The 20,246-nt window shown below is 63.8% G+C and carries 20 protein-coding genes and 1 tRNA gene; 7 read left to right on the top strand and 14 right to left on the bottom strand.

Going from position 1 to position 20,246, the window contains the following annotated elements:
• Nucleotides 1–472, top strand: a 472-nt coding sequence (locus KB874_RS12725) for an integrase core domain-containing protein (RefSeq protein ID WP_212536914.1), incomplete at its 5' end; no start/stop codon positions are given.
• Nucleotides 473–1,745: 1,273 nt separating this feature from the next.
• On the opposite strand, the gene KB874_RS12720 is transcribed toward KB874_RS12725, so the two are convergent.
• From KB874_RS12720 to KB874_RS12715, 3 genes are all read right to left on the bottom strand, one after another.
• Nucleotides 1,746–1,970, bottom strand: coding sequence for a hypothetical protein (locus KB874_RS12720; protein ID WP_212536913.1), 225 nt, complete (start codon nt 1,968–1,970; stop codon nt 1,746–1,748).
• Nucleotides 1,971–2,328: 358 nt separating this feature from the next.
• Nucleotides 2,329–2,748, bottom strand: coding sequence for a DUF6538 domain-containing protein (locus tag KB874_RS23310; protein ID WP_346346544.1), 420 nt, complete (start codon nt 2,746–2,748; stop codon nt 2,329–2,331).
• 63 nt (nt 2,749–2,811) lie between these two features.
• Nucleotides 2,812–2,886, bottom strand: a tRNA-Phe gene (locus KB874_RS12715).
• Between the two features lie 156 nt (nt 2,887–3,042).
• Between KB874_RS12715 and mnmH the strand changes: the two genes are divergently transcribed.
• On the top strand, nt 3,043–4,101 hold the full coding sequence (mnmH, locus tag KB874_RS12710) for a tRNA 2-selenouridine(34) synthase MnmH (RefSeq protein ID WP_212536912.1): 1,059 nt from the start codon (nt 3,043–3,045) through the stop codon (nt 4,099–4,101).
• Here mnmH and selD read toward each other — a convergent pair.
• From selD to KB874_RS12655, 11 genes are all read right to left on the bottom strand, one after another.
• A complete protein-coding gene (gene selD, locus KB874_RS12705) occupies nt 4,083–6,221 on the bottom strand; it encodes a selenide, water dikinase SelD (RefSeq protein ID WP_212536911.1) in 2,139 nt (712 codons plus the stop codon). The two genes, mnmH and selD, sit on opposite strands and share 19 nt — an antisense overlap.
• An 80-nt stretch (nt 6,222–6,301) precedes the next feature.
• The gene (locus KB874_RS12700; protein ID WP_212536910.1) at nt 6,302–6,832 is read right to left on the bottom strand and encodes a chemotaxis protein CheD; all 531 of its coding nucleotides are present in this window, start codon (nt 6,830–6,832) and stop codon (nt 6,302–6,304) included.
• Nucleotides 6,829–7,863, bottom strand: coding sequence for a CheB methylesterase domain-containing protein (locus tag KB874_RS12695; RefSeq protein WP_212536909.1), 1,035 nt, complete (start codon nt 7,861–7,863; stop codon nt 6,829–6,831). Before KB874_RS12695 ends, KB874_RS12700 begins: the two co-directional genes overlap by 4 nt.
• Nucleotides 7,864–7,924: 61 nt before the next feature.
• Nucleotides 7,925–8,284 (bottom strand): chemotaxis protein, encoded by a 360-nt coding sequence (locus tag KB874_RS12690; RefSeq protein ID WP_212536908.1) that lies wholly within the window; start codon nt 8,282–8,284, stop codon nt 7,925–7,927.
• Entirely contained in the window at nt 8,284–8,670 is a 387-nt protein-coding gene (locus KB874_RS12685; RefSeq protein WP_212536907.1) for a response regulator, read from the bottom strand. Before KB874_RS12685 ends, KB874_RS12690 begins: the two co-directional genes overlap by 1 nt.
• Complete coding sequence (locus KB874_RS12680; RefSeq protein WP_212536906.1) at nt 8,661–9,557, bottom strand: CheR family methyltransferase; 897 nt, start codon at nt 9,555–9,557, stop codon at nt 8,661–8,663. Before KB874_RS12680 ends, KB874_RS12685 begins: the two co-directional genes overlap by 10 nt.
• Nucleotides 9,554–10,021 carry a chemotaxis protein CheW gene (locus KB874_RS12675; RefSeq protein WP_212536905.1) on the bottom strand — a complete coding sequence of 156 codons (468 nt, stop codon included), beginning with the start codon at nt 10,019–10,021 and terminating at the stop codon, nt 9,554–9,556. Before KB874_RS12675 ends, KB874_RS12680 begins: the two co-directional genes overlap by 4 nt.
• Nucleotides 10,014–12,140, bottom strand: coding sequence for a chemotaxis protein CheA (locus KB874_RS12670; RefSeq protein ID WP_212536904.1), 2,127 nt, complete (start codon nt 12,138–12,140; stop codon nt 10,014–10,016). Before KB874_RS12670 ends, KB874_RS12675 begins: the two co-directional genes overlap by 8 nt.
• Nucleotide 12,141: 1 nt before the next feature.
• Nucleotides 12,142–12,513: a response regulator gene (locus KB874_RS12665; RefSeq protein WP_212536903.1), complete on the bottom strand. Its 372-nt coding sequence runs from the start codon at nt 12,511–12,513 to the stop codon at nt 12,142–12,144.
• Nucleotides 12,510–12,794: an STAS domain-containing protein gene (locus KB874_RS12660; protein WP_212536902.1), complete on the bottom strand. Its 285-nt coding sequence runs from the start codon at nt 12,792–12,794 to the stop codon at nt 12,510–12,512. Before KB874_RS12660 ends, KB874_RS12665 begins: the two co-directional genes overlap by 4 nt.
• Before the next feature lie 119 nt (nt 12,795–12,913).
• A complete protein-coding gene (locus tag KB874_RS12655) occupies nt 12,914–14,320 on the bottom strand; it encodes a helix-turn-helix domain-containing protein (RefSeq protein ID WP_212536901.1) in 1,407 nt (468 codons plus the stop codon).
• Nucleotides 14,321–14,486: 166 nt separating this feature from the next.
• On the opposite strand from KB874_RS12655, the gene KB874_RS12650 reads away from it, so the two are divergent.
• From KB874_RS12650 to KB874_RS12630, 5 genes are all read left to right on the top strand, one after another.
• Nucleotides 14,487–15,473, top strand: a complete 987-nt coding sequence (locus tag KB874_RS12650) for a Bug family tripartite tricarboxylate transporter substrate binding protein (protein WP_212536900.1) — start codon at nt 14,487–14,489, stop codon at nt 15,471–15,473.
• 82 nt (nt 15,474–15,555) lie between these two features.
• The gene (locus KB874_RS12645) at nt 15,556–16,044 is read left to right on the top strand and encodes a tripartite tricarboxylate transporter TctB family protein (RefSeq protein WP_212536899.1); all 489 of its coding nucleotides are present in this window, start codon (nt 15,556–15,558) and stop codon (nt 16,042–16,044) included.
• 10 nt (nt 16,045–16,054) lie between these two features.
• Entirely contained in the window at nt 16,055–17,572 is a 1,518-nt protein-coding gene (locus KB874_RS12640; protein ID WP_212536898.1) for a tripartite tricarboxylate transporter permease, read from the top strand.
• Nucleotides 17,573–17,620: 48 nt separating this feature from the next.
• Nucleotides 17,621–19,144, top strand: a complete 1,524-nt coding sequence (locus KB874_RS12635; RefSeq protein ID WP_212536897.1) for an acyl--CoA ligase — start codon at nt 17,621–17,623, stop codon at nt 19,142–19,144.
• 117 nt (nt 19,145–19,261) lie between these two features.
• Nucleotides 19,262–20,245, top strand: coding sequence for a 2-dehydropantoate 2-reductase (locus KB874_RS12630; RefSeq protein ID WP_212536896.1), 984 nt, complete (start codon nt 19,262–19,264; stop codon nt 20,243–20,245).
• Nucleotide 20,246 lies beyond the last annotated feature (1 nt).

The raw sequence follows: 20,246 nt of genomic DNA, 5'->3' as shown, positions 1-20,246 counted from the left end.
CGTCCAGGACCGGACCCATGACGGGCGGGTGTTTCGAACACTCGACATCATCGACGAGTTCACGAAGGAAGCGCTGGCGATCCGTGTCGAACGCAAGCTCAATTCGACCGACGTGGTCGACGCCCTGACTGACCTGTTCATCCTGCGGGGGCCGCCCGAGTTCATAACGTCCGACAATGGCGCGGAATTCATCGCCAGGAAGGTGCGCGGCTGGATCGGCGCAGTCGGCGCCAAGACCGCCTTCATCGAACCCGGGTCACCCTGGGAGAACGGCTACTGCGAGAGCTTCAATGCCCGGTTCCGTGACGAGTTGCTGAATGCCGAGATCTTCTACTCGCTCAGGGAAGCCCAGATCCTCATAGAAAACTGGCGCCGCCACTATAACACCGTCAGACCGCACAGTTCGCTGGGCTACCGACCCCCAGCACCAGAAACCTTCGTCCCAATAGACCAGAGACCGACGATGCACTAACAATCAACCCGGACCACTCGTTGGGGGTAGACCAGTTGCGTGCGCCCTTTTTCTGAACGCGGGTCATCTCGGACAGCAGATGCGCGTAATGCTCGAAGGACCGATCCTTCTGCGCGGCATGGTTCGTGTTCTGCTTCGACTTGTAGTCAGCGTGGAGTTCGTCAGCGACTTTTCTCGCCTCTAACGTACTGGTCTCTTTGGTAGAACGAACGACATACCGCTTCTTGATGGAATCATAGAGACGCGCGTGCCAGAACGGCGACCGACCTGTCTTGTAGATGCTGAGTCCGCGTCGCAGGTGCTTGATCTATTTCTTCGCGTTCGGTGATTTTCCGGTCAAATCAGCGACTTACCCCGAGTGCCTAACTGTGTCTAAGTATGGAGCGCGCAGATAGCATCCGCAAAGCGCGAAAATTACTGTTTATTATCAGGTATTTGTGGTGCCCGGGGGCGGGGTCCGTGACCTCGTCCGTGAGGGCAGATCGGGGTTCTACTCCCGTTACAGGCACTTACGACACTGCTTGCGTCAGCAAAATCAGGGTTAGCAGGACCACGGATTCACCGTCAACAGGCGCATTTTGTACTACGGAATGTGCTACGGTATCGAGGCACGGGCTGCCGTGGGGGCTGCGAATGGATTTGTCCGGATCTGCTCAGTCATGATGCACGGTTAGGTTCCGGATCAGCTCACCGGTAGAAGGCGGATCTTTGGGCCTGGTAGGCGTACCGATTGGATCTGATGCGGGACGTGCTGCAGGGCCTCTCAGAGACTCATAGAACGGCCGTGCTGATCTGACTTGGCGAGATTGCTAGGCATGACTGCATGCCGGTGAGATGGCCTCTCCGTGGCCCTGTAGCGCCATCTGATGGGCGAGGTGCATAGGGGGGCGAGTGCCACCCCCGAAGGGTAGCGTTTCCGTATATGAGGCGATCACGGATTGGGGTTTGGGTAAGTCAACCTACCGGGCGACCTGATGCCGATGCCACGCTCTGACCAATCATCCTGAGAAGATCTCCGGATGTGACGGATGCCAGGTCGGGCTGGATGGGTTGGCTCCGTGTACCCAATTGCCCAGAGATCTCGACGGGTCTGTTGCAGGTCGAGTCGACGTCTCAGAGCTTCACAGAGCCACGGAGAGAGTCGCTGAGGGCCTTCTGAGGCCCCCGGGCAAGGGACCCCTAGCCAGACCGCAGCCAAGCGCCTCAGAGACGGTCACAGAGTCACTGCGAGGCGGCCTCAATACAGCCATCTACTGCGTGTGGCATGGCTCAGTCACGATAGCAGTACTCCACCTTCTGCCGCCGTCTTGTAATCGGAGGCATCGCCCCAGCTCCCCTCATCATCGACCCATTCGCCAGGATCATCGCCCCAGGCAGAGAAGCTAAGACGGTAATGGTCCTCGCCGATTTGGATTTCCAGGCGATCCCCATCTTCGGGCTGGTAGCCAAAGTCGAAGCATGCCGTCGTGTTCAGGTCCGACAGGATCTTCGACAGCATCAACTGATGATCCACGGGTGGGGTTGCCGGTTCCACGGCACTCCCAACGAAGTAGCTCGGCTCTCCGTGTCTGCGGAGAAGACGCCAGGACGCGGCAGGATCGATCTGGTCAAGGTCACAGGTGCAAAGCTTGATGGTCTTTCCGGCGCGGCACATGGAAGATCTCGTGAATAGTTACACAAGATCAGACCATTACGGAAAGCTGAAGGTCACGCAACATCTTGCCTTGGCCCTATCCCGATTAGTATGGTGACGGGGAGGCCCGCCCCACGGCGGGGACGCCCCCTGAACAGATCACATAGAACGAAAAGCAACCTGAACTTACGGGATCATGGTAGAACGCGCCTATTCCATCTCTTCAAGTGAGAACCCTAGTACCCGTGCGCTCCAAGGGGGTCATTCTTGGACGCCGATAGGGGGTCAAGATTGCGTGCCGATTGACAAGCCGCAGATACGTCAACACAGCCTCGGACAGCTTCGAAATGCCCGCGTTGACAGGATCCGCTTTGGGGTATGTTGGCGACCTTCCAAGGCCGAACCGAAGAAGATGCTTTCCGGGCAGTTCTGCATCCTGCGATCTGAGATGAAACCAGTATTCATCCAGCTTGCAGGCGGCCTGGTTTGCCCGGGCAGTGGCTACAGAACTCGACTTGGTTCTGAGGGAGTATGAGATCTTGTCAGACGAATAATGTCGTCTGAGATCGGCAGGGATTCTGCGGATGAAATAAAAGATGCCGTCCTTGCGGAAGGTGAAGGGTGCAGATTTGTACTCCGACATGTACTACGCCTCGGCTGCGTTGGTGCAAAAGCCGATGCAAAACAATGTCTTGAGCGAGATCTGTGGTGCCCGGGGGCGGAATCGAACCACCGACACGAGGATTTTCAATCCACTGCTCTACCCCTGAGCTACCCGGGCACGGGTGAAGGTTTCCCTTCGGGTGGCGCGGGTCTAGCCGAGAGGAAAACCGGTGTCCAGAGGGTTTTCTCGACTGAGAGCGATTTCATCAGGCCATCCGGCGGGGCGGCGATGCGGGGGCTTTTCCCGGCCCTCGGAGCGGGTTAGATGCGCGCCATGCCTATCGCATTCCGCTCCCTTCCCGAGATCCTGTCAGCCGGCTTCGACACTGTCATCGATGTCCGCAGCCCGGCCGAATTCGACGAGGACCACCTGCCCGGCGCGATCAACCTGCCGGTTCTCGACAACGAAGAGCGCGCGCGGGTCGGCACGCTTTACAAGCAGGTTTCGCCTTTCGACGCGCGCAAGCTGGGTGCGGCGCTGGTGTTCCGCAATGCCGCGAACCATATCGAACGCAACCTGTCGGGCCGCGACGGCGCATGGCGGCCGCTGGTCTATTGCTGGCGGGGCGGGCAGCGCTCGGGCGCCTTCGCCTGGATGCTGAAGGAGATCGGCTGGCGGTCGGACACGATCGAAGGCGGCTACAGGACCTATCGGCGCCTCGTGACAGCCTATCTCTACGACACGCCCCTGCCATTCCGGCTGATCCAGCTGGGCGGGCACACCGGCACGGCCAAGACCGCCCTGTTGCCTCGTCTTGCCGTGCGCGGCGTGCAGGTTCTGGACCTCGAGGGGCTGGCGCGGCATCGCGGCTCTCTGCTGGGCGAGATGCCGGGTGGTCAGCCCGGCCAGAAGGCATTCGAGACCGAGCTGGCGCGCAGCCTGTGCGCGCTGGACCCCGCGCGCCCTGTCCTCGTCGAGGCGGAAAGCAGCAAGATCGGGGCGCTTAACCTGCCACCCTCGCTTTGGGACGCGATGAAGGCCGCGCCCTGGGTCGAGGTCGCCGCTCCGATCGAGGCCCGTGCCGCCTACCTGGGGGAGGCCTATGACGACATCCTGTCGGACGGACCGGCGCTGCGGGACAAGCTGCGCCCGCTGCGGTTTCACCGCGGTCACGCCCTGGTCGATCAGTGGGACAGGCTGATCGAGGCGGGTGACCGGCTGGCCCTGTGCCGGTCGCTGGCCGAGGATCATTACGATCCGGCCTATGACAAATCGATGCGGGCGGTCGCGCCCCGCATCCTTGCCCGGCTCGAGACGCCCAGCCTCGATCCTGCCGCGCTCGACCTGCTGGCAGAGCGCATTTCCGACGTACTTCAGACCGCCGCGATCTGACCAGCGCGGTCGGTGATTCGACCGATGATGGCGGCCTCGCATCCGGTCTCGCGCAGGCGGTTCAGCAGGGCGTCGGCATGGCCCGGAACCGCCGCCAGAAGGCCGCCGCCCGTCTGAGGATCGAACAGCAGATCGGTCAAGGGGTCCTTTGGCCAGAACGGGTGCGCGGCGCGGTTTTCCGGGTAAAGCGTCGAGCGGATGCCCTGCCGCGCCAGGTCCAGCGCACCGGGAAGCAGCGGGATCGCATCCGGGCGCAGTTCGGCGCCGACGCCGGACTGCGCGCAGATGTTGCCCAGGTGCCCCAGCAGGCCAAAGCCCGTCACATCGGTCATCGCATGGGCGCCGGCCAGCAGCGCGGCAGCGTCGCCCTGCGGGCGCGTCATGCTGTCCAGCGCCGCGGCCACCCAGCCGCCACGCGCCTTGCCTTGCATCTCTGCCGCCATGACTACGCCGGTTCCCAGCGCTTTCGTCAACACCAGAGAATCGCCCGGACGCGCGCCCTTCAGGGTGATTGGCGCGCCGTCGCACAGGCCTGTCACGGTGAAGCCGATGGTCAGTTCCGCGCCCAGCGTACTGTGGCCACCGACGATCTCGGCTCCGGCCTGTGCCATCACGGCGCGGGCGGTCTGCATGATTTCCGACAGGCTGCGCTCGGCAAGAGCGGGTGCCATGCGCGGCAGGATGATCGAGGCGGTCGCCGCCTGAGGCCGCGCGCCCATCGCCCAGATGTCGCCCAGCGCATGCACCGCGGCAATGCGCGCCATGATGACCGGATCCTCGGTCAGGGCGCGCAGGTGGTCGGTCGAGATCACCTGGCGCGCGCCACCCGTGTCCAGAACCGCTGCATCGTCACCCGGACCTGCCGTTCCGTTCGGGTCGAGCGCGCGCTGCAAGGCGGGCGCCCCGATCTTGGCGCCGCAGCCGCCGCAGGCCGGCTTGGTGCCCAGCGCGGCCCGCACGCCGGCGGCGCGCGGCCAGGGCAGGACGGGCGCCGGCATGGCGGGAAGGTCTTGGAACCGCCGCATGAACCTGCGGTCGATGCGGTCCTTCCAGCGCCAGACCCAGCTACCGGAAAATGACAGGCCAAAGCGGTCGCCAAGCGCCGATTGGCGACCCAGCGAGATCAACTTGAGGTAATCCTTCTGTGGGCGGTAGGGCCGCTGCCCGCCCTGGCCGATCAGGCTGGCGCGAAGGTTTTCATGAAGAATTGGCGCCTGCCGCACCGCGTAGACGCCGGCCTTGGGCAGGGGCGCGGGCGCGAAATGCGCGCAATCGCCGACAGCAAAAACCGACGGGACGGAGCTGCGCAGGAAGGTGTCGACCACAACGAACCCGTCCTGCATCCGCAACCCGCAGTCGCGCAGCCAGCCATGCGGCCGGGCACCGGCAGCACCGGTGATGAAATCGGCCTCGATCCGGCGCCCGTCCGAGAGCAGGACGACGCCTGCCTCGATCCTTTCGATCCCGACGCCTTCCAGAAGCGTGACCTCTTGTTGCTTCAGGGCCGCCCGCAGATCGCGGGTCGAATGTGGCGGCAGGGCGGAAAACGCCTCGGCCCGCTCGATCAGCGTGACCTGTGCATCGCGCACTCTGGTCCGCATCGCATGCGCCATGGCCATCGCCAGCTCTGCCCCGGCGACACCTGCGCCGATGACGGCGATCCGGGCCGGTCCGGCTCCCGCGCGGAACCTGTCCCAGGCTTCGGCGAAGGGGCCAAGCGGTTTGGCCGGGATCGCGTGCCGCGCAAATCCCGGCAGGTCAGGCATGTCGCTGGTGATGCCGACATCGATCGATGCGACGTCGAAGGCCACCGAGGGGCGGTCGTCGAACAGAACCGCGCGTCTTTCGACATCCAGTCCCGTTGCTGGCGACAGGATCAGCCGCGCCCCGGCGCGGCGTGACAGCCGGACCAGGTCGATGTCGAGTGCCTCGCGGTCGTAATGGCCGGCCACAAAGCCGGGAAGCATGCCCGAATAGGGTGCGGTGGGACCTGGATTGATGACCGTGATGCGCGCGCCCGGCAGCGGCCGCATGATCCAGCGCCGAAGGACCAGTGCGTGACTGTGCCCTCCGCCGATCAGGACGAGATCGCGCGTGGCGGGTATCTGGATCTGCTGCATGGGGCCTCCTGTGGCGGGAGGCTTATCACGCGGTCGGTGCGAGGCAAGCTGCGCGCATTGTCCCAGATACAGCACACCAGTCAGAACAGTGTGATGGCGTCCTTCTGGGGTTTCGGAGCCTGCGGCACGATGGCGACACTGGGCAGTTCGGCGTTCTCGACGACGAGTTGCCGGACCCGTCCCGTCGTTGCCCAGAACCTCAGGCGGCGCGCAGCATGCCCGCCGAGGCTTTCTGCGGCGATAGGCACGCCCTCGTCTGACAGGAAGCTGCGGGCGAATTGCGCATTCGACTGGCCGATATCGCGCAAATTGTCGTTCATGCGCGCCCCCCCAAAGACCTTGGCCTGCAATCGGTCACGGTTGGCGCCGCGTTTTAGAAGCCCGTTGATCAGCAGTTCCATCGCGTGGGTTCCGTACCGCACGTTGACCCCGCCGGTGTTGTCCCCGCTTGGCAGCAGGAAATGGTTCATGCCGCCGACGCCGCGATCGGCGTCATAGAGGCAGACCGCCACACACGAGCCCAGAACCGTGGTCAACACCTCGGCCGGATCCTCGGAAATCACGAAATCCCCCTGGATGACATTCGTCAATCTTTCGTGTTCGGCGATCATGCGCGCAGTTCCCGTTTGTCATTGCCGACCGATCGCGCAGCGTCCAGCAACGCCACCCCCATGGCCGCGATGGGCAGGCTGCGTTCGACCGCGCCCATCTCGACCGCTGCGCGCGGCATTCCGTAGACGACCGAACTCGCTTCGTCCTGTGCAAAGGTTCGGGCCCCCACTGCGCGCAGGGCTCGCAATCCTTCGGCCCCGTCGCGCCCCATGCCGGTCAGGAGCGCGGCGACGATCCTCTGCCCCACCGGGACCGCGGATCGGAACAATGCATCGACCGAAGGGCGGTGGCCGGAAACCGGATCGCCCGGCATCGGTTCGACTCGCAGAGGGCGGTCAGCCGTGAGTGCCATGTGCGCCGAAAGGCCCGCCGCCACGATCACATGCCCGCGGCGCAGGGTGCGCTCGTCATCGCCCAGCAAGACGGTGGGCGCGCATTGCTGATCCAGCAGGCGGACGAGGCTTTCACCGAACCCTCTACCGGTATGCTGTACGATGAGCGTGGGCGGGCAGTCGGGGGGAAACCTGCGCAGCACTGTCAGAACCGCATCGACGCCGCCAGTGCTGGCGCCGATCAGGATGAGTCGGTCATAGGGGCCGCTGTCCTCCGTCTGGCGGGGCGTTGACCCCTTTGACGATGCTCGGGCCGGCTCCAGCCGCGTGAGGGCGCGCAGTTGTGCGCCGAGGGCCGACCCTTCGATGTCTGGCGGAAGCAGGAAAAGGTCGGCAGCCGGCGCCCTTGCCTTCGCGCGGGGGATGGAGGCCCCTGCTAGAGCCGTGTTTCGAATGAGAAGCCAGCGGACATCCAGCGCCGCGAACAACGCGTGCATGACCTCGAATTCCTCGGTGCGCGCCAGATCTTCGGAAATCAGCACGGCGTTCGGCAGGTTGTCTTCGACTTCGGCAAAGGTCTGCACCAGGTCCGCCGTTGTTCCGATCACGTGGAAATCCGGCAAACCGTCGACCAGACGTGCAAGCGCCTTTCTGACGGAAAGTTCTGTATGCGCGATGATGATGCTCTTGCGCGCCATGGCGGTCTCCGGACTGGCGTGGCTGCGGAGGACGGGACTGCGCCGTCCTCCGGGCTGGCGATCAGAACAATTCCATGTCGTCGGCTGGGCCCGGCTGGTCCGAACGCCCGGCGAGGCGTTCCGCCAGTTCCCGCAGCGGCACTGTCTTGATGGCCGAGCGCATGCAGATATTCCCTTCGTAGGCCTCGGGGATGCCCGCGACATGTTCGAGGAAATCGGCGAGGGCAGCCGTCGATTGCACGACGAGGTCGACATCCTGGAACGCCCGGATCTCGTCGGCATCGAGCGGCCGGCCCTTCCTGAAGTAGAGGTCCTCGAGCCGGTGTTCGATCCGTTCGAGACGTTCCTTCAGCAAGCGCAGTTCGGTTGCCGCGCGCGAGAGCACGATCGCAACCGGCTCTTGCGTCGCATCGGCGGCCATCACAGCCGACCCACGACGCTCTCGATGCATTGCTTCATCGAGGTCGAGGTGAACGGCTTCTTGATCATGTTGTTCAGCCCCAGTTGCTTGGCCTGTGTGACGAGTTCCGGCGTGGGCCGGCCAGTGACGAGGATGAAGCCAAGCTTTTGCGTCGCCTGGTTGGTCCTGACGGCCTTGAGCAGGCCCAGCCCGTCCATTCCGGGCATGTTGTAATCGGACAGGACGAGATGCACCGGCGTGGAGGCGAGTCGCTGGAAGGCCTTCTGGCCGTCGTTTTCGGTCACGTAGTTCTTGATGCCGATGTCATCCAGGGCCTGCGTGATGAGCCCGCGACTGGTGGCCATGTCGTCGACGACCATGATCCTCAGAGAGTCTTTCAGACCCATTGGATACTCCTATTGCTCGGTTTGGTTTCGGACTCGGTGACCTTGCGATAGCTGGTCACGCCGCATGCTTGCAGACTGGTTTCCGCGGGCCCCGAAATGCGTTCGGAATGCCCGATAAAGAGGTTGCCCGTTTCAGTCAGCAAACCGGCAAAGCGCTGCCACAAGGCCTGTTGAGTCGGTTGGTCGAAATAGATTGCGACGTTGCGGCAGAAGATGGCATCGAACGGGCCCTTGAACGGCCAGGGGTCCATGAGGTTCAGCTCGGCGAAGGTGATCAGCGCGCGAGGCTCGTCCGTGATCGAGACCGTGCCGTCGTCGCTGTCGCGGATCCACTTGCGATACGGATCCTTGCCCAGCGCTTCGGCATCCTGACCACTGTAGATGCCCTGCCGCGCGCGGTCGACAACGATCGGATCGATGTCCGTTGCGAGGACACGGACATCGCGGCGCAAGGCATCCGGCCAGGCGGCCAGGATTGTCATGGCGATGGAGTAGGGCTCTTGCCCCGTTGAACAACCGGCCGACCAGATCCGGAATCGGCCGCCTGCATCCAGCTTGGCACGTGCTTGCCTGAGGCAGACAGTGGTCAGGGTTTCGAAATGGTGCTTTTCGCGGAAGAAACTGGTGACGTTTGTCGTCAGCGCCGAGATGAGGGCCAGACGTTCTTCGTTTTCGCCCTTGGTCGTCACCAGCGCGAGGTAATCCGCGAAGGAAACAAGCCCCCTTGCCTTGACCCGCCGGGAAAGGCGCGAATAGACCAGCGGCTTTTTCGATGCCGCCAGATCGAGCCCGAATTCCCTTCGCGCCAGTCCCGCCAGCATCTGGAAATCGGCGTCGGTAAAGGGGATGTCCTCTCGCGGCGCGACACCGGATGCGACCATGCTCATACGGCAATTCCCATGCCGGTATCGAGCACGGCGTCAAGATTGACCACACGCACCATCGTCTCGCCCACGGAGATCATTCCGAGTATGCTGTTGCGCGTGACGTCGGACTTGATGTTGGGCGTCTCCTGGATGGCGCTTTTCGCCACCGAGAGGATTTCCGAAACCGACTCGACCAGAAGACCGATCGTGGTGCTGCCGACCGCTGCCACGATCACGACGTTTCGCTCGTTCGACTCGGTCTTTCCCAAGCCGAAACGCGCGGAGAGATCGAAGATCGGGATCACGGCGCCGCGCAGGTTCATCACCCCAAGCACATCTTCAGGAGTATGCGGCAGCGCCGTGACTGGGGTCCAGCGGCGGATTTCGCGGATTTGAGTGATCTCGAGGCAGAAGCTTTGTCCGCCTGCGGAGAAGGTGATGAATTCGAACTGGGCCTCGGCGCGGGTTTCTTCGGTTTCAGCCATGACGAAGCTCCATTCTTGCCTGCTGAGAGGCCGTTTCATGAACAGGCGTATGTGCCAGTTTGATGAGTTCCTCGGGGTCGAGGATCAGGGCGATCTTGCCGTCGCCGAGGATTGTGGCGGCGGAGACACCGGGGATTGCGGTATAGTTACTCTCAAGACTCTTGATGACGACCTGCCTCTGGTCATGGATCCCTGACACGCGCAGCGCGGTCAGCCCGTGGGTTTCGGTGCTGACAAGCAGCAGGGTGCCGGCATTGCCGCGCTCCGCCCCGTCGCCGAGGCCCAGGTTCTCGGCGACGTCGACGATCGGGACATAGGAGCCGCGCAGGCTGATCACCTCGGAATCGGTTCCGACGATATGGATGTCCTTTGCACGCGGGCGGATCGTCTCGAGGATCGAGGCGATCGGAATGACCATGGTCTGGTCGGCGACCGAGATCACGAACCCGTCCATGACCGCCAGAGTCAACGGCAGAACGATGGTGAAGGTCGTGCCCTTGCCCGGCGTCGAACTGATGGACACCCGGCCGCCGAGGGCAGAGACCGCGTTTTTGACCACGTCCATCCCGACACCGCGCCCGGACAGGTTGGACACCTGGCTGGCGGTCGAGAAGCCGGGCAGGAACAGCAGGTTGTCGATCTCTGGTTCAGAGAGTTCCACATCCGCTGCGACCAACTGCTTTTCAATTGCCTTTTGCAGGATGCGCTCCCGGTTCAGGCCGGCCCCGTCGTCGGAGACCTCGATGAACACGCTGCCCGAACGATGCGCGGCCGAGAGGCGGATGGTGCCCGTCACATCCTTGCCGGCTGCCTTGCGGATATCGGGCTTCTCGAGGCCGTGATCGACGGCGTTCCGGATCATGTGCGTCAGTGGGTCGGCGAGGCGCTCGATGACCGTCTTGTCGACCTCGGTCGAGTCGCCGACGGTGACCATCTTGGCCTTCTTGCCGGTCGCATCAGAGGCTTCGCGCACGATGCGGGACATGCGCTGGAACAGCGGCTTGACCGGCTGGGCCCGGATCGCCATGACGCCTTCCTGGATGTCGCGGGCCAGAAGCTTGTATGCTTCGAGTTCGTTGGTGAGGTGCGCGACGGTCGGCAGGTCGAGTTCCTCGATCCTCTGCGAGATCATCGCCTGGTTGATGATCAATTCGCCCACGGTGTTGATCAGCCGGTCGACCCTGTCGAGATCGACGCGCAGGGTCGGCTTTGGCCCGCGCGCATCCTTCGAGGATCCTGGCAAGGACGTGGCCGGACGGTCGGATGCGCCGCGGTCGGGGGATTCCGCCATCGCGTCTTCGGCGTCATCGCCGGCCAGCATGTCATCCACGTCCGGTGGCGCCGGCCTCATCACCGGCCCAAGGTCCAAAGGGGCGGTGGCGGCCTCGGCAGGCTCGTCCGTCGTGTCGATGTCTAGCGTGCACAGACCTTCGACGAATTCGAAGATCTCGTGCAGGGTCGTCTCGCTCTCGGCGGTGACAAGGCTCAGGCGCCAGGACAGGACCGCGTCTGACGGATCGAACTTGTTGAAATCGGGTAGGGCTGACAGGTCGGCCGTCACCGACAGATCGCCAAGATCCGCCAGTGAGTCGAACAGCAGAAGAGGCTCGTGGCCGTTTTCGTAGAGCGCACGCGTGGGTCGGAACGCGATGTCGAAGCGGCGGCGCGTGGGCTGCGGCGCCTCGTCGCCCATGTCCAGGGTCAACGCCTCGAACATGAACTCGGTCTCTTCGCCGCCGGGCCCGAGATAGGCTTCCAGTTCCTTGATGAGGCCAGCCTCGGTCTCGTCGTTGACGTCGGACTCGTCCCGCGCGGCGGTGACCAGATCTGACAGGAAGTCACCGGCGCGATGGAACAGCCCCATCAGGCTTTCATCGACGGCCAGCTCCTGGCCGCGCACCTTGTCCATGACGGTTTCGAAGGTGTGGGCAAAGCCCACTAGGCGGTCCAGCCCAAAGGCGCCGGCCCCACCCTTGATCGAGTGCACCGCCCGGAAGACCGCGTTCACGATCTCCATGTCGCCGGGCGCTTCCTCCATACCGGACAGCCCCTCTACCAGGGCCTCCAGCAGTTCCTCGCATTCCTCGAAGAACGTGTCGCGAATCGAGTTTCCAGACATCTTACGCCACGTGCCCCGTCAAACGCCGCAGAACGGAAACCAGGGATGCATCGTCGAACGGCTTGACGATCCAACCTGTTGCACCGGCGGTCCGGGCGCGCGCCTTGAGGTCGTCCGAGCTTTCCGTGGTCAGGACCAGGATCGGCACATTGGTCCGGTTCGGCCCGGTGCGCAGCGCGTCGATCACGCCGAAGCCGTCGAGTTTCGGCATGTTGATGTCGGTGATCACCACGTCCGGGTCGACATCGGGAAAGATCTCGACTCCTTCGGCACCGTCGCAGGCGGAATGGAATTCGAAACCGGCCCCTTCGAGCGAGACGCGCAGAAGGTTTCGGATGGTGCGAGAATCGTCGATTGCGAGAACCTTCGTCATTGCGGCCTTTCCTTGTCGAAATGGTCGGCGTCGAGCCCGAGCCGTTCCAGCCCTTGCCGGAAGGCCGGAGACATGTCGGTGACCGTGAACGGAACACCGTCGGACGCCCAGCGGCGCTGGGCGACGAGCAGAATCTGAAGCCGGTGCGAATCGATCCGGTTGACGTCACGCGTCGAGATCGTGACGGGCCCTTTCAGCGCCCCGAGCAGAAACGGCACGAGCGGATCCTCGCCCGAGCGGGCACGGGCCGGACCCATTGCGTGGAAATGGATATCTGACATGGCGAACCTGTATTCCTGTTGCCGCTGTGCATGCCGATCCGGGGCATGTCTGACGCACAACTGGATACGCGCGCTCTCTTAACAAAGCGTTCCGAGAGATCGGTCTATTCGGCGCATTGTCAGCTTTCGTAGCGGGTGCGGCCGCGCCTGAATGCATCGATGGGCAGGTTCACGTGCAGTGGCTGGTGGGCACGCTGTGAACAGGCCTGCCTGGGGCAGACATGGCAGTTCAGGCCGATCGGCGCATACAGGCTGTCATCCGACAAGTTGAAGGATTTCGCATAGGCGACGCCTTCGACATGGCTCAGTTCACAGCCGATGGCGACAACCAGGCGTCGGTCCTGGGTGCGATGGCTGAAGACCGGTCGGTCCGTGGTGCGCGACAGCGTGAAGAACCGACCGCCCTCGGGCAATTCGACGAATTGCGGCACGATTACCCCCGGCATCCGGAAGGCGCCGTGGATGTCCCAGACCGGGCAGGCGCCGCCCTGTTCGGCCAGGGTAAAGGCCGTGGCGTTGAACCGCTTGGTGACGTTGCCGGCCCGGTCTACCCGCAGAAAGAAGAAAGGGATGCCCCGCGCCCCGTCGCGTTGCAGCGTGGTCAGCCGATGGCAGACCTGTTCGAAGCTGACGCCGAAAGCCGCCGCCATTCGGTCGATGTCGTAGCCGGTTTCGCGGGCGAGGTTCAGCGTCTCGTCATAGGGCATCAAAAAGGCCGCGGCGAAGTAATTCGTCAGTTCGACGCGCACGCGCGCCCGACCCGCCTCGGTGTCGATTCCACTTTCCTCGACCAGCGCGTCCAGCTGGTTGCCCGCCTCCAGCAGGCCCAGCACATGCGCCAGCTGGAAGATGCGGTTGGGATGGTCCAGCGCCTCGGACAGATCGACCCGGCCCGTTTTCGCGTCGAAGGTGCGCAGCGCCTCGGGCATGTCCGACATCCGTCGCACGCGCGTGTCGATCGAATGCTCGATCCTCAGTTGCCGCTTCAGCAGCGTGTACATGTCGTCGGAACTGCCGCCCACGCGCGACCTCAGGACCGCGGCGGCGGTCTCGAGGGTTTCGAAGTAGTTGCCATGATCGCGGAAGAAGTCGTGGATCGCCGTTTCGGGCGAGACCCGCAGCAGCGATTCGGTCGATCCGGTTCCAGGCACGCGTTTCAGCTGTTCGACCATGCTGCGGTGGCTCTGGTAGAGATGCACGAACAACTCGACCAGGCCCGGCGCATGATCGAGCGCGGCGCGCAACTCGGCCAGGTCGGGCGGATCTCCGGGAAAGATCGGGTCGCGCACCGCGGCGCGCAGGTCAGCCAACTTGTGCGTCTCGCCATCCTGCACGAGGCTGCGCATGTCGATGCCGTAATGCTCGGATAGCGCGACCAGAACTGGCACTGACAACGAACGCTGGTTGTTTTCCAGCAGGTTGACATAGGCGGGGCTGATCCCCAGCCGCCTAGCCATTTCCGCCTGGGTATGGCCATTCCGCCGTCGAAGCTGTCGCAGTTGAGGGCCGATAAGGGTTTTTCGCATATTTACAACATTACAGGATATGGATTTGTCATGGAAAGAGTTTACACGATAACCCGATTCTAAGTGAAATAATATTTCGTGCCGATATGTTTCCCCCATAGCCCAGCGAGGGAAAGCGTGACTGCCACGCTAGTGAGATGCTGGCACCACCTTGGGAGGACTTTACATGCAAAACAATATCACTCGCCGCTTCATGATGGCAGCCACCGCATCGGTCGCCTTGTTCGCGACCACCGCCACCTCGGCGCTGGCCGAGGGCTGGGCGCCGCAAAAGCCCGTCGAGATGGTGATCATGGCCGGACAGGGCGGCGGCGCCGACCGCCTCGCGCGGATGTTCCAGGCGATCATCCAGAAGGAAGGCCTGTCGCGCATGCCCATGCTGCCGGTGAACATGGGCGGCGGTTCGGGGGCCGAGGCGCTGCGCTATCTCAAGGACAAGGAAGGCGACGCGCACACGATCATGGCGACGCTGAATTCCTACTACACCACGCCGCTGCGCACCGACATCGGCGTGAACATCGAGGAATTCACCCCGATCGCCCGCATGGCCGAGGACACGTTCCTGCTGTGGGTCAGCGCCGACAGCGGCATCACCTCGCTCGACGACTACGTGGCCAAGGTCAAGACCTCGGGCAAGGACTGGAAGATGGGCGGCACCGGCACCGGGCAGGAAGACAGCCTGCTGACAGCGATGATCGAAAAGACCTTTGGTCTCGAGATGACCTACGTGCCCTTCCAGGGCGGTGGCGACGTGGCCAAGAACCTCGTGGGCAACCATATCGACTCCACCGTCAACAACCCGTCCGAACAGATGGGCTTCTTCAGGGCGGGCAAGTCGATCCCGCTGGTCGCGTTCACGCCCGAGCGCCTGGTGCAATTCCCCGACGTGCCGACGGCGCGCGAGTTGGGCCATGACCTCGTCTACGTGATGCAGCGGTCCTTCGTGGCACCTCCGGGTATGCCGGCCGAGGCCGTGGCCTATTACACCGAGATGTTCCGCCAGCTTTCCGAGTTGCCCGAGTGGCAGAAGTACACCCAGGACGAGTCGCTGGAGCCGGCCTTCCTGACCGGAAACGAGCTTCAGGCCTATTTCCTGGAAGAACGCGAAAAGCACCGCGCGATCCTCGCCGGCATGGAAGACGGCAGTTCCTGATCCTTGCGAACAGGGAATTTGGCCGGGCCGCCAGGGAGCGGCCCGGTCTTTTTGGGGTGAACAAGACTGAGGGGAGCGAGAGATGCTGGTCGCGGATCGGATGATTGCGGGCGCCTTGATGGTGCTTTCGGCCTACTTCATGTGGCATGCTGTGGAATTGCCCATCGGCTGGAACGGCCGGACCGGTGGGCCCGGGGGCGGATCGTTTCCGTTCTGGCTTTCGGCCGTGATGCTGGTCTGCTCGGGCCTGGCGCTGCTGCGAAGCTTCGCCGCCGATGCCAAGGCAAGCTTCTTCTTCGACATGTCGATGCTGCGCAGCGTGCTCGCCATCATCGCGTCGCTGGTGGTGACGATCGCGCTGATCCCCATCGTGGGCGCCTACATCGCGCTGCCACTTTTCCTGTTCTGGTACCTGCGGATCTATGGCGGTCACGGCTGGGTGCTGACGTTGTCGATCACGCTGCTGACGCCGGTCGTCATCTTTTTCTTCTTCGAAGTGACGCTGCGCATCCTCCTTCCCAAGGGTGTGACGGAACCGCTGTTCTTCCCGCTTTACGCAATGTTCTTCTGAGGGGAACGACATGGAAATGTTTTCACTGCTCGCAGACGGCTTCGCTACGTCTCTGTCCCCCCTGAACATCATGATCGTCCTGATTGGTGTCACGGTGGGTCTGTTCATCGGCGCCATGCCGGGCCTCGGCTCGGTCAATGGCGTGGCCATCGTGCTGCCGCTCACCTTCATCGTGCCGCCCTCTTCGGCCATCATACTGCTGGCGGCGATCTATTACGGCGCCATGTATGGCGGCGCCATCTCGTCGATCCTGCTGGGCATTCCCGGTGCTTCGACCGCTGTGGCCACCACGTTCGACGGTCGCCCCATGGCGCAGCAGGGCAAGGCGGGTCTCGCCCTGATCGCCGCCGCCGTTGCATCCTTTGTCGGTGGCACGATCTCGGTCGTGCTGTTCACGCTGTTCGCGGCACCGCTGGCGGACCTTGCGCTGGCCTTCGGCCCGGCCGAGGAATTCGCGCTGGTCTTGATGGCCTTCACGACCTTCGTGGGCCTCGGCGGCGACGACAAGCTGAAGACGGTCATCATGATCTGCCTTGGCCTGGTGCTGTCGACCGTGGGTCTCGACCTGATCTCGGGCCAGCCGCGCCTGATCTTCGGCGACATGCCGGGCTTCTACTCGGGCGTGTCGTTCCTCGTGCTGGCGATCGGCGTCTACGGCATCGGCGAGGTGCTTTACACCATCGAGACCTCAAAGACCGCACCGACCGTCACCGCTGCCAAGATCACCTGGAAGGAACTGGGCTACGGTATCCGCGAGATGAACAAGCTCTGGCGATCGATGAGCATCGGCTCTTTCCTGGGCTTCTTCGTCGGGATGCTGCCGGCTGCCGGGGCAACCCCTGCCTCGCTGATGGCCTATGGCATCGCCCGCCAGACATCCAAGCGGCCCGACTCGTTCGGCAAGGGCAACATCGAGGGCGTCGCGGCGCCGGAAACCGCTAATAACGCAGCATCCACCGGCTCGCTGCTGCCGATGCTGACGCTGGGTATTCCGGGTTCGCCCACCACGGCGCTGCTGCTGGGCGGGATGGTGATGTGGGGTCTGGTGCCCGGCCCGATGCTGTTCATCGAACAGCCGGATTTCGTCTGGGGCCTGATCTCGTCGCTCTACACAGCGAACTTTGCCGCCGTGCTGATCAACATCGCGCTGATCCCGCTGTTCGTCTGGGCGTTGCGGATGCCGTTCACGGTGCTCTGCTCCATCGTCATCGTGCTGTGTATCGTCGGCGGTTTCGCCCCCAGCCAGAAGATGCACGACGTGTGGATGATCGCCGGCTTCGGCGTCGCGGGCTACCTGCTGCGCAAGGCCGACTATCCGCTGGCACCGCTGGTCCTGGCACTGGTTCTGGGCCCGCTGATGGAGAAAAGCTTCCGCCAGACGCTGATCGCCGAGCAGGGCAACGTGCTGGCCTTCATCGAGCGGCCGCTTTCGGGCACGTTTATCGCTATCGCACTCTTGTTCTTCGCGCTGCCTCTGATCAAGATGCTGCGCAAGAACGGTCGCCGCGCAGTTGCTCCGGCGGAGTGAGCGCTATGTTGCACGAGAGCATCGAGAACTATGCAAGGGGAGAGGGACATGGGGAGCACAATGAAGGCGCTGCTGGCGCCGCATCCGGAGGGGGCGCCGGCGATCGGCGCACCGGGGCGCGACTGGCTGAGCTATGGCGGGCTGCGTGCACTGTCGGAGAAGGTCCGCGACCAGCTGCGGGTCCACGGGGTCGGCGCGCAGGACCGGGTGGCGATCGTGCTGCCCAACGGTCCGGAAATGGCCACGGCCTTCGTGACCATCGCGCAATCGGCCACGACGGCCCCCCTCAATCCTTCGTACCGCGAGGATGAATATGCCTTCTACCTCGACGACCTGAAGGCCAAGGCGATCGTTCTCGCCGATGGCGACGAGGGCCCGGCCTTTGCCGCGGCGAACCGGCTGGGCATCGCCGTGCTGCGTGCAGTCGTTGCCGAGGGCGCTCCGGCGGGCGCGTTCTCGCTGCAAGGCCCTGTTGCAGAGCCTGCCCCCGCAGGCGAGCCCACCGAAAATGACGTGGCGCTGATCCTGCACACCTCGGGCACCACCTCGCGGCCCAAGATCGTGCCGCTGCTGCAGTCGAACGTCGCCGCCTCGGCCCGGCACATCGCCGAGAGCCTTGCGCTGACGCCGCAGGACCGCTGCATGAACGTCATGCCGCTGTTCCACATCCACGGTCTGATTGCGGCGGTGTCCGCCTCGCTTCAGGCTGGTGGGTCAATCTTCTGCACCAACGGGTTCAACGCGATGAACTTCTTCGCGATGATGAAAGAGGCGCGCCCGACCTGGTACACCGCCGTGCCGACCATGCACCAGGCGATCCTGACCCGCGCGGGCCGCAACGCGGACACGATCAAGGAGGTGCCGCTGCGCTTCCTGCGCTCGTCCTCGGCGTCGCTGCCGGCCCAGGTCATGGAGCAGTTGCGCGAGACTTTCGGCGCGCCGGTGGTCGAGGCCTACGGCATGACCGAGGCCGCGCACCAGATGTGCTGCAACCGCCTCGATCTGCAAAAGCCGGGCAGCGTCGGCGTCGCGGCCGGGCCGAAGGTCGCGATCGCGCACGAGACCGAGAACCGGATCATCGACGGCACGGGCGAGGTGGTCATCTCCGGCCCGAACGTCACGCCGGGCTACGAGAGCAACCCGGATGCGAACGCCAAGAACTTCTTCGAGGTGGATGGCCTGCGCTGGTTTCGCACCGGCGACCAGGGCGCCTTTGACGAGGAGGGGTTCCTGCACCTGACAGGCCGCCTGAAGGAGATCATCAACCGTGGCGGCGAAAAGGTGTCGCCGCTGGAGGTGGATGGCGTACTGATGGATCACCCCGCAATTCAGCAGGTCGTGACCTTCGCCCTGCCGCACCCCAAGCTGGGAGAGGAAGTCGCGGCGGCAGTCGTGCTGCGCGAGGGCATGACCGCGACCGAACGCGAAATCCGCGATTTCGCACTGGAACGGCTGGCCGACTTCAAGGCGCCGCGCAAGGTGGTGATCCTCGACGAGATCCCGAAGGGCGCAACCGGCAAGATGCAGCGCATCGGCCTGGCCGAGAAACTGGGTCTGGCGGAACCGGCCTGATCCTACCCCGCCGGAGGCTCTGGCCGCGCTTGCGGGAGCCTCCGGCGGGAGTTTATTCTGCAAGATGAAGACACAGGGGACGCGCCCGGCCATGCACCGGGTCGCGTGGGGACAGCGATGAAGATTTGCGTATTCGGCGCCGGCGCCATTGGCGGCTACATGGGCGTGAAACTGGCGCAGGCCGGGGCGGATGTGAGCCTCGTGGCACGCGGGCCGCACCTGGCGGCGATGAAGGCCAATGGCTTGAAGCTGATCGAGGAAGGCGGCGAGGAGACGGTGGTCTCTGTGACCGCCTCGGACAATCCGGCCGACCTGGGCGTTCAGGATTACATCATCGTCACGCTCAAGGCGCATTCCGTGCCGCCTGTCGTCGACAAGATGATGCCGCTGATTGGTGACAACACAACCATCGTATCGGGCGTGAACGGCGTGCCGTGGTGGTATTTCCACAAGATCGGCAATGAATACGAGGGCACGCGCCTGCACTCGGTCGATCCGGGAAACAAGCAGTGGGACGGGTTCGGCCCGGACCGCGTGCTGGGCTGCGTGGTCTACCCGGCGGCCGAGGTGATCGAGCCGGGCGTCATCAAGCATATCGAGGGCAACCGATTCTCGCTGGGGGAACCCGACGGCTCGAAATCGGACCGCGCCACGGCACTGTCGCAGGCGCTGGGGTCTGCGGGTCTGAAGGCCCCGGTACGTCCTCGTCTGCGCGACGAAATCTGGGTCAAGCTGTGGGGCAACCTGTCGTTCAACCCGATCTCGGCGCTGACCCATGCGACGCTGGACGTGCTCTGCACCGATCCGGGCACGCGGGCGGTGGCGCGTGGCATGATGGTCGAAGCGCAAGAGATTGCCGAGAAGCTGGGCGTGAAGTTCCCCATCGACGTGGACAAGCGGATCGACGGCGGCGCCGCCGTGGGCGCGCACCGCACGTCCATGTGGCAGGATCTCGACATGGGCCGCCCGATGGAGATCGACGCGCTGGTGGGCTCGGTGCAGGAGCTTGGCCGCCTGACCGACACGCCGACACCGACCATCGACACGGTGCTGGCGCTGGTCAAGCTGCGCGGCCGGATGGCCGGCTGCTACGACGGCTGAG

Source organism: Thetidibacter halocola (genome assembly GCF_018224955.1).
GTDB classification, from domain to species: Bacteria; Pseudomonadota; Alphaproteobacteria; order Rhodobacterales; family Rhodobacteraceae; genus Thetidibacter; species Thetidibacter halocola.
The sequence above is the reverse complement of the archived record's forward strand: the minus strand, read 5'-3'. Positions and strand labels throughout refer to the sequence as shown.

Excerpts from the sequence above, each read along its gene's own strand:
- KB874_RS12720 (WP_212536913.1), bottom strand. The coding sequence starts at position 1,970 with ATGCTGTCGAAGATCCTGTCGGACCTGAACACGACGGCATGCTTCGAC.
- KB874_RS23310 (WP_346346544.1), bottom strand. The coding sequence starts at position 2,748 with ATGTCGGAGTACAAATCTGCACCCTTCACCTTCCGCAAGGACGGCATC.
- mnmH (WP_212536912.1), top strand. The coding sequence starts at position 3,043 with ATGCCTATCGCATTCCGCTCCCTTCCCGAGATCCTGTCAGCCGGCTTC.
- selD (WP_212536911.1), bottom strand. The coding sequence starts at position 6,221 with ATGCAGCAGATCCAGATACCCGCCACGCGCGATCTCGTCCTGATCGGC.
- KB874_RS12700 (WP_212536910.1), bottom strand. The coding sequence starts at position 6,832 with ATGATCGCCGAACACGAAAGATTGACGAATGTCATCCAGGGGGATTTC.
- KB874_RS12695 (WP_212536909.1), bottom strand. The coding sequence starts at position 7,863 with ATGGCGCGCAAGAGCATCATCATCGCGCATACAGAACTTTCCGTCAGA.
- KB874_RS12690 (WP_212536908.1), bottom strand. The coding sequence starts at position 8,284 with ATGGCCGCCGATGCGACGCAAGAGCCGGTTGCGATCGTGCTCTCGCGC.
- KB874_RS12685 (WP_212536907.1), bottom strand. The coding sequence starts at position 8,670 with ATGGGTCTGAAAGACTCTCTGAGGATCATGGTCGTCGACGACATGGCC.
- KB874_RS12680 (WP_212536906.1), bottom strand. The coding sequence starts at position 9,557 with ATGAGCATGGTCGCATCCGGTGTCGCGCCGCGAGAGGACATCCCCTTT.
- KB874_RS12675 (WP_212536905.1), bottom strand. The coding sequence starts at position 10,021 with ATGGCTGAAACCGAAGAAACCCGCGCCGAGGCCCAGTTCGAATTCATC.
- KB874_RS12670 (WP_212536904.1), bottom strand. The coding sequence starts at position 12,140 with ATGTCTGGAAACTCGATTCGCGACACGTTCTTCGAGGAATGCGAGGAA.
- KB874_RS12665 (WP_212536903.1), bottom strand. The coding sequence starts at position 12,513 with ATGACGAAGGTTCTCGCAATCGACGATTCTCGCACCATCCGAAACCTT.
- KB874_RS12660 (WP_212536902.1), bottom strand. The coding sequence starts at position 12,794 with ATGTCAGATATCCATTTCCACGCAATGGGTCCGGCCCGTGCCCGCTCG.
- KB874_RS12655 (WP_212536901.1), bottom strand. The coding sequence starts at position 14,320 with ATGCGAAAAACCCTTATCGGCCCTCAACTGCGACAGCTTCGACGGCGG.
- KB874_RS12650 (WP_212536900.1), top strand. The coding sequence starts at position 14,487 with ATGCAAAACAATATCACTCGCCGCTTCATGATGGCAGCCACCGCATCG.
- KB874_RS12645 (WP_212536899.1), top strand. The coding sequence starts at position 15,556 with ATGCTGGTCGCGGATCGGATGATTGCGGGCGCCTTGATGGTGCTTTCG.
- KB874_RS12640 (WP_212536898.1), top strand. The coding sequence starts at position 16,055 with ATGGAAATGTTTTCACTGCTCGCAGACGGCTTCGCTACGTCTCTGTCC.
- KB874_RS12635 (WP_212536897.1), top strand. The coding sequence starts at position 17,621 with ATGGGGAGCACAATGAAGGCGCTGCTGGCGCCGCATCCGGAGGGGGCG.
- KB874_RS12630 (WP_212536896.1), top strand. The coding sequence starts at position 19,262 with ATGAAGATTTGCGTATTCGGCGCCGGCGCCATTGGCGGCTACATGGGC.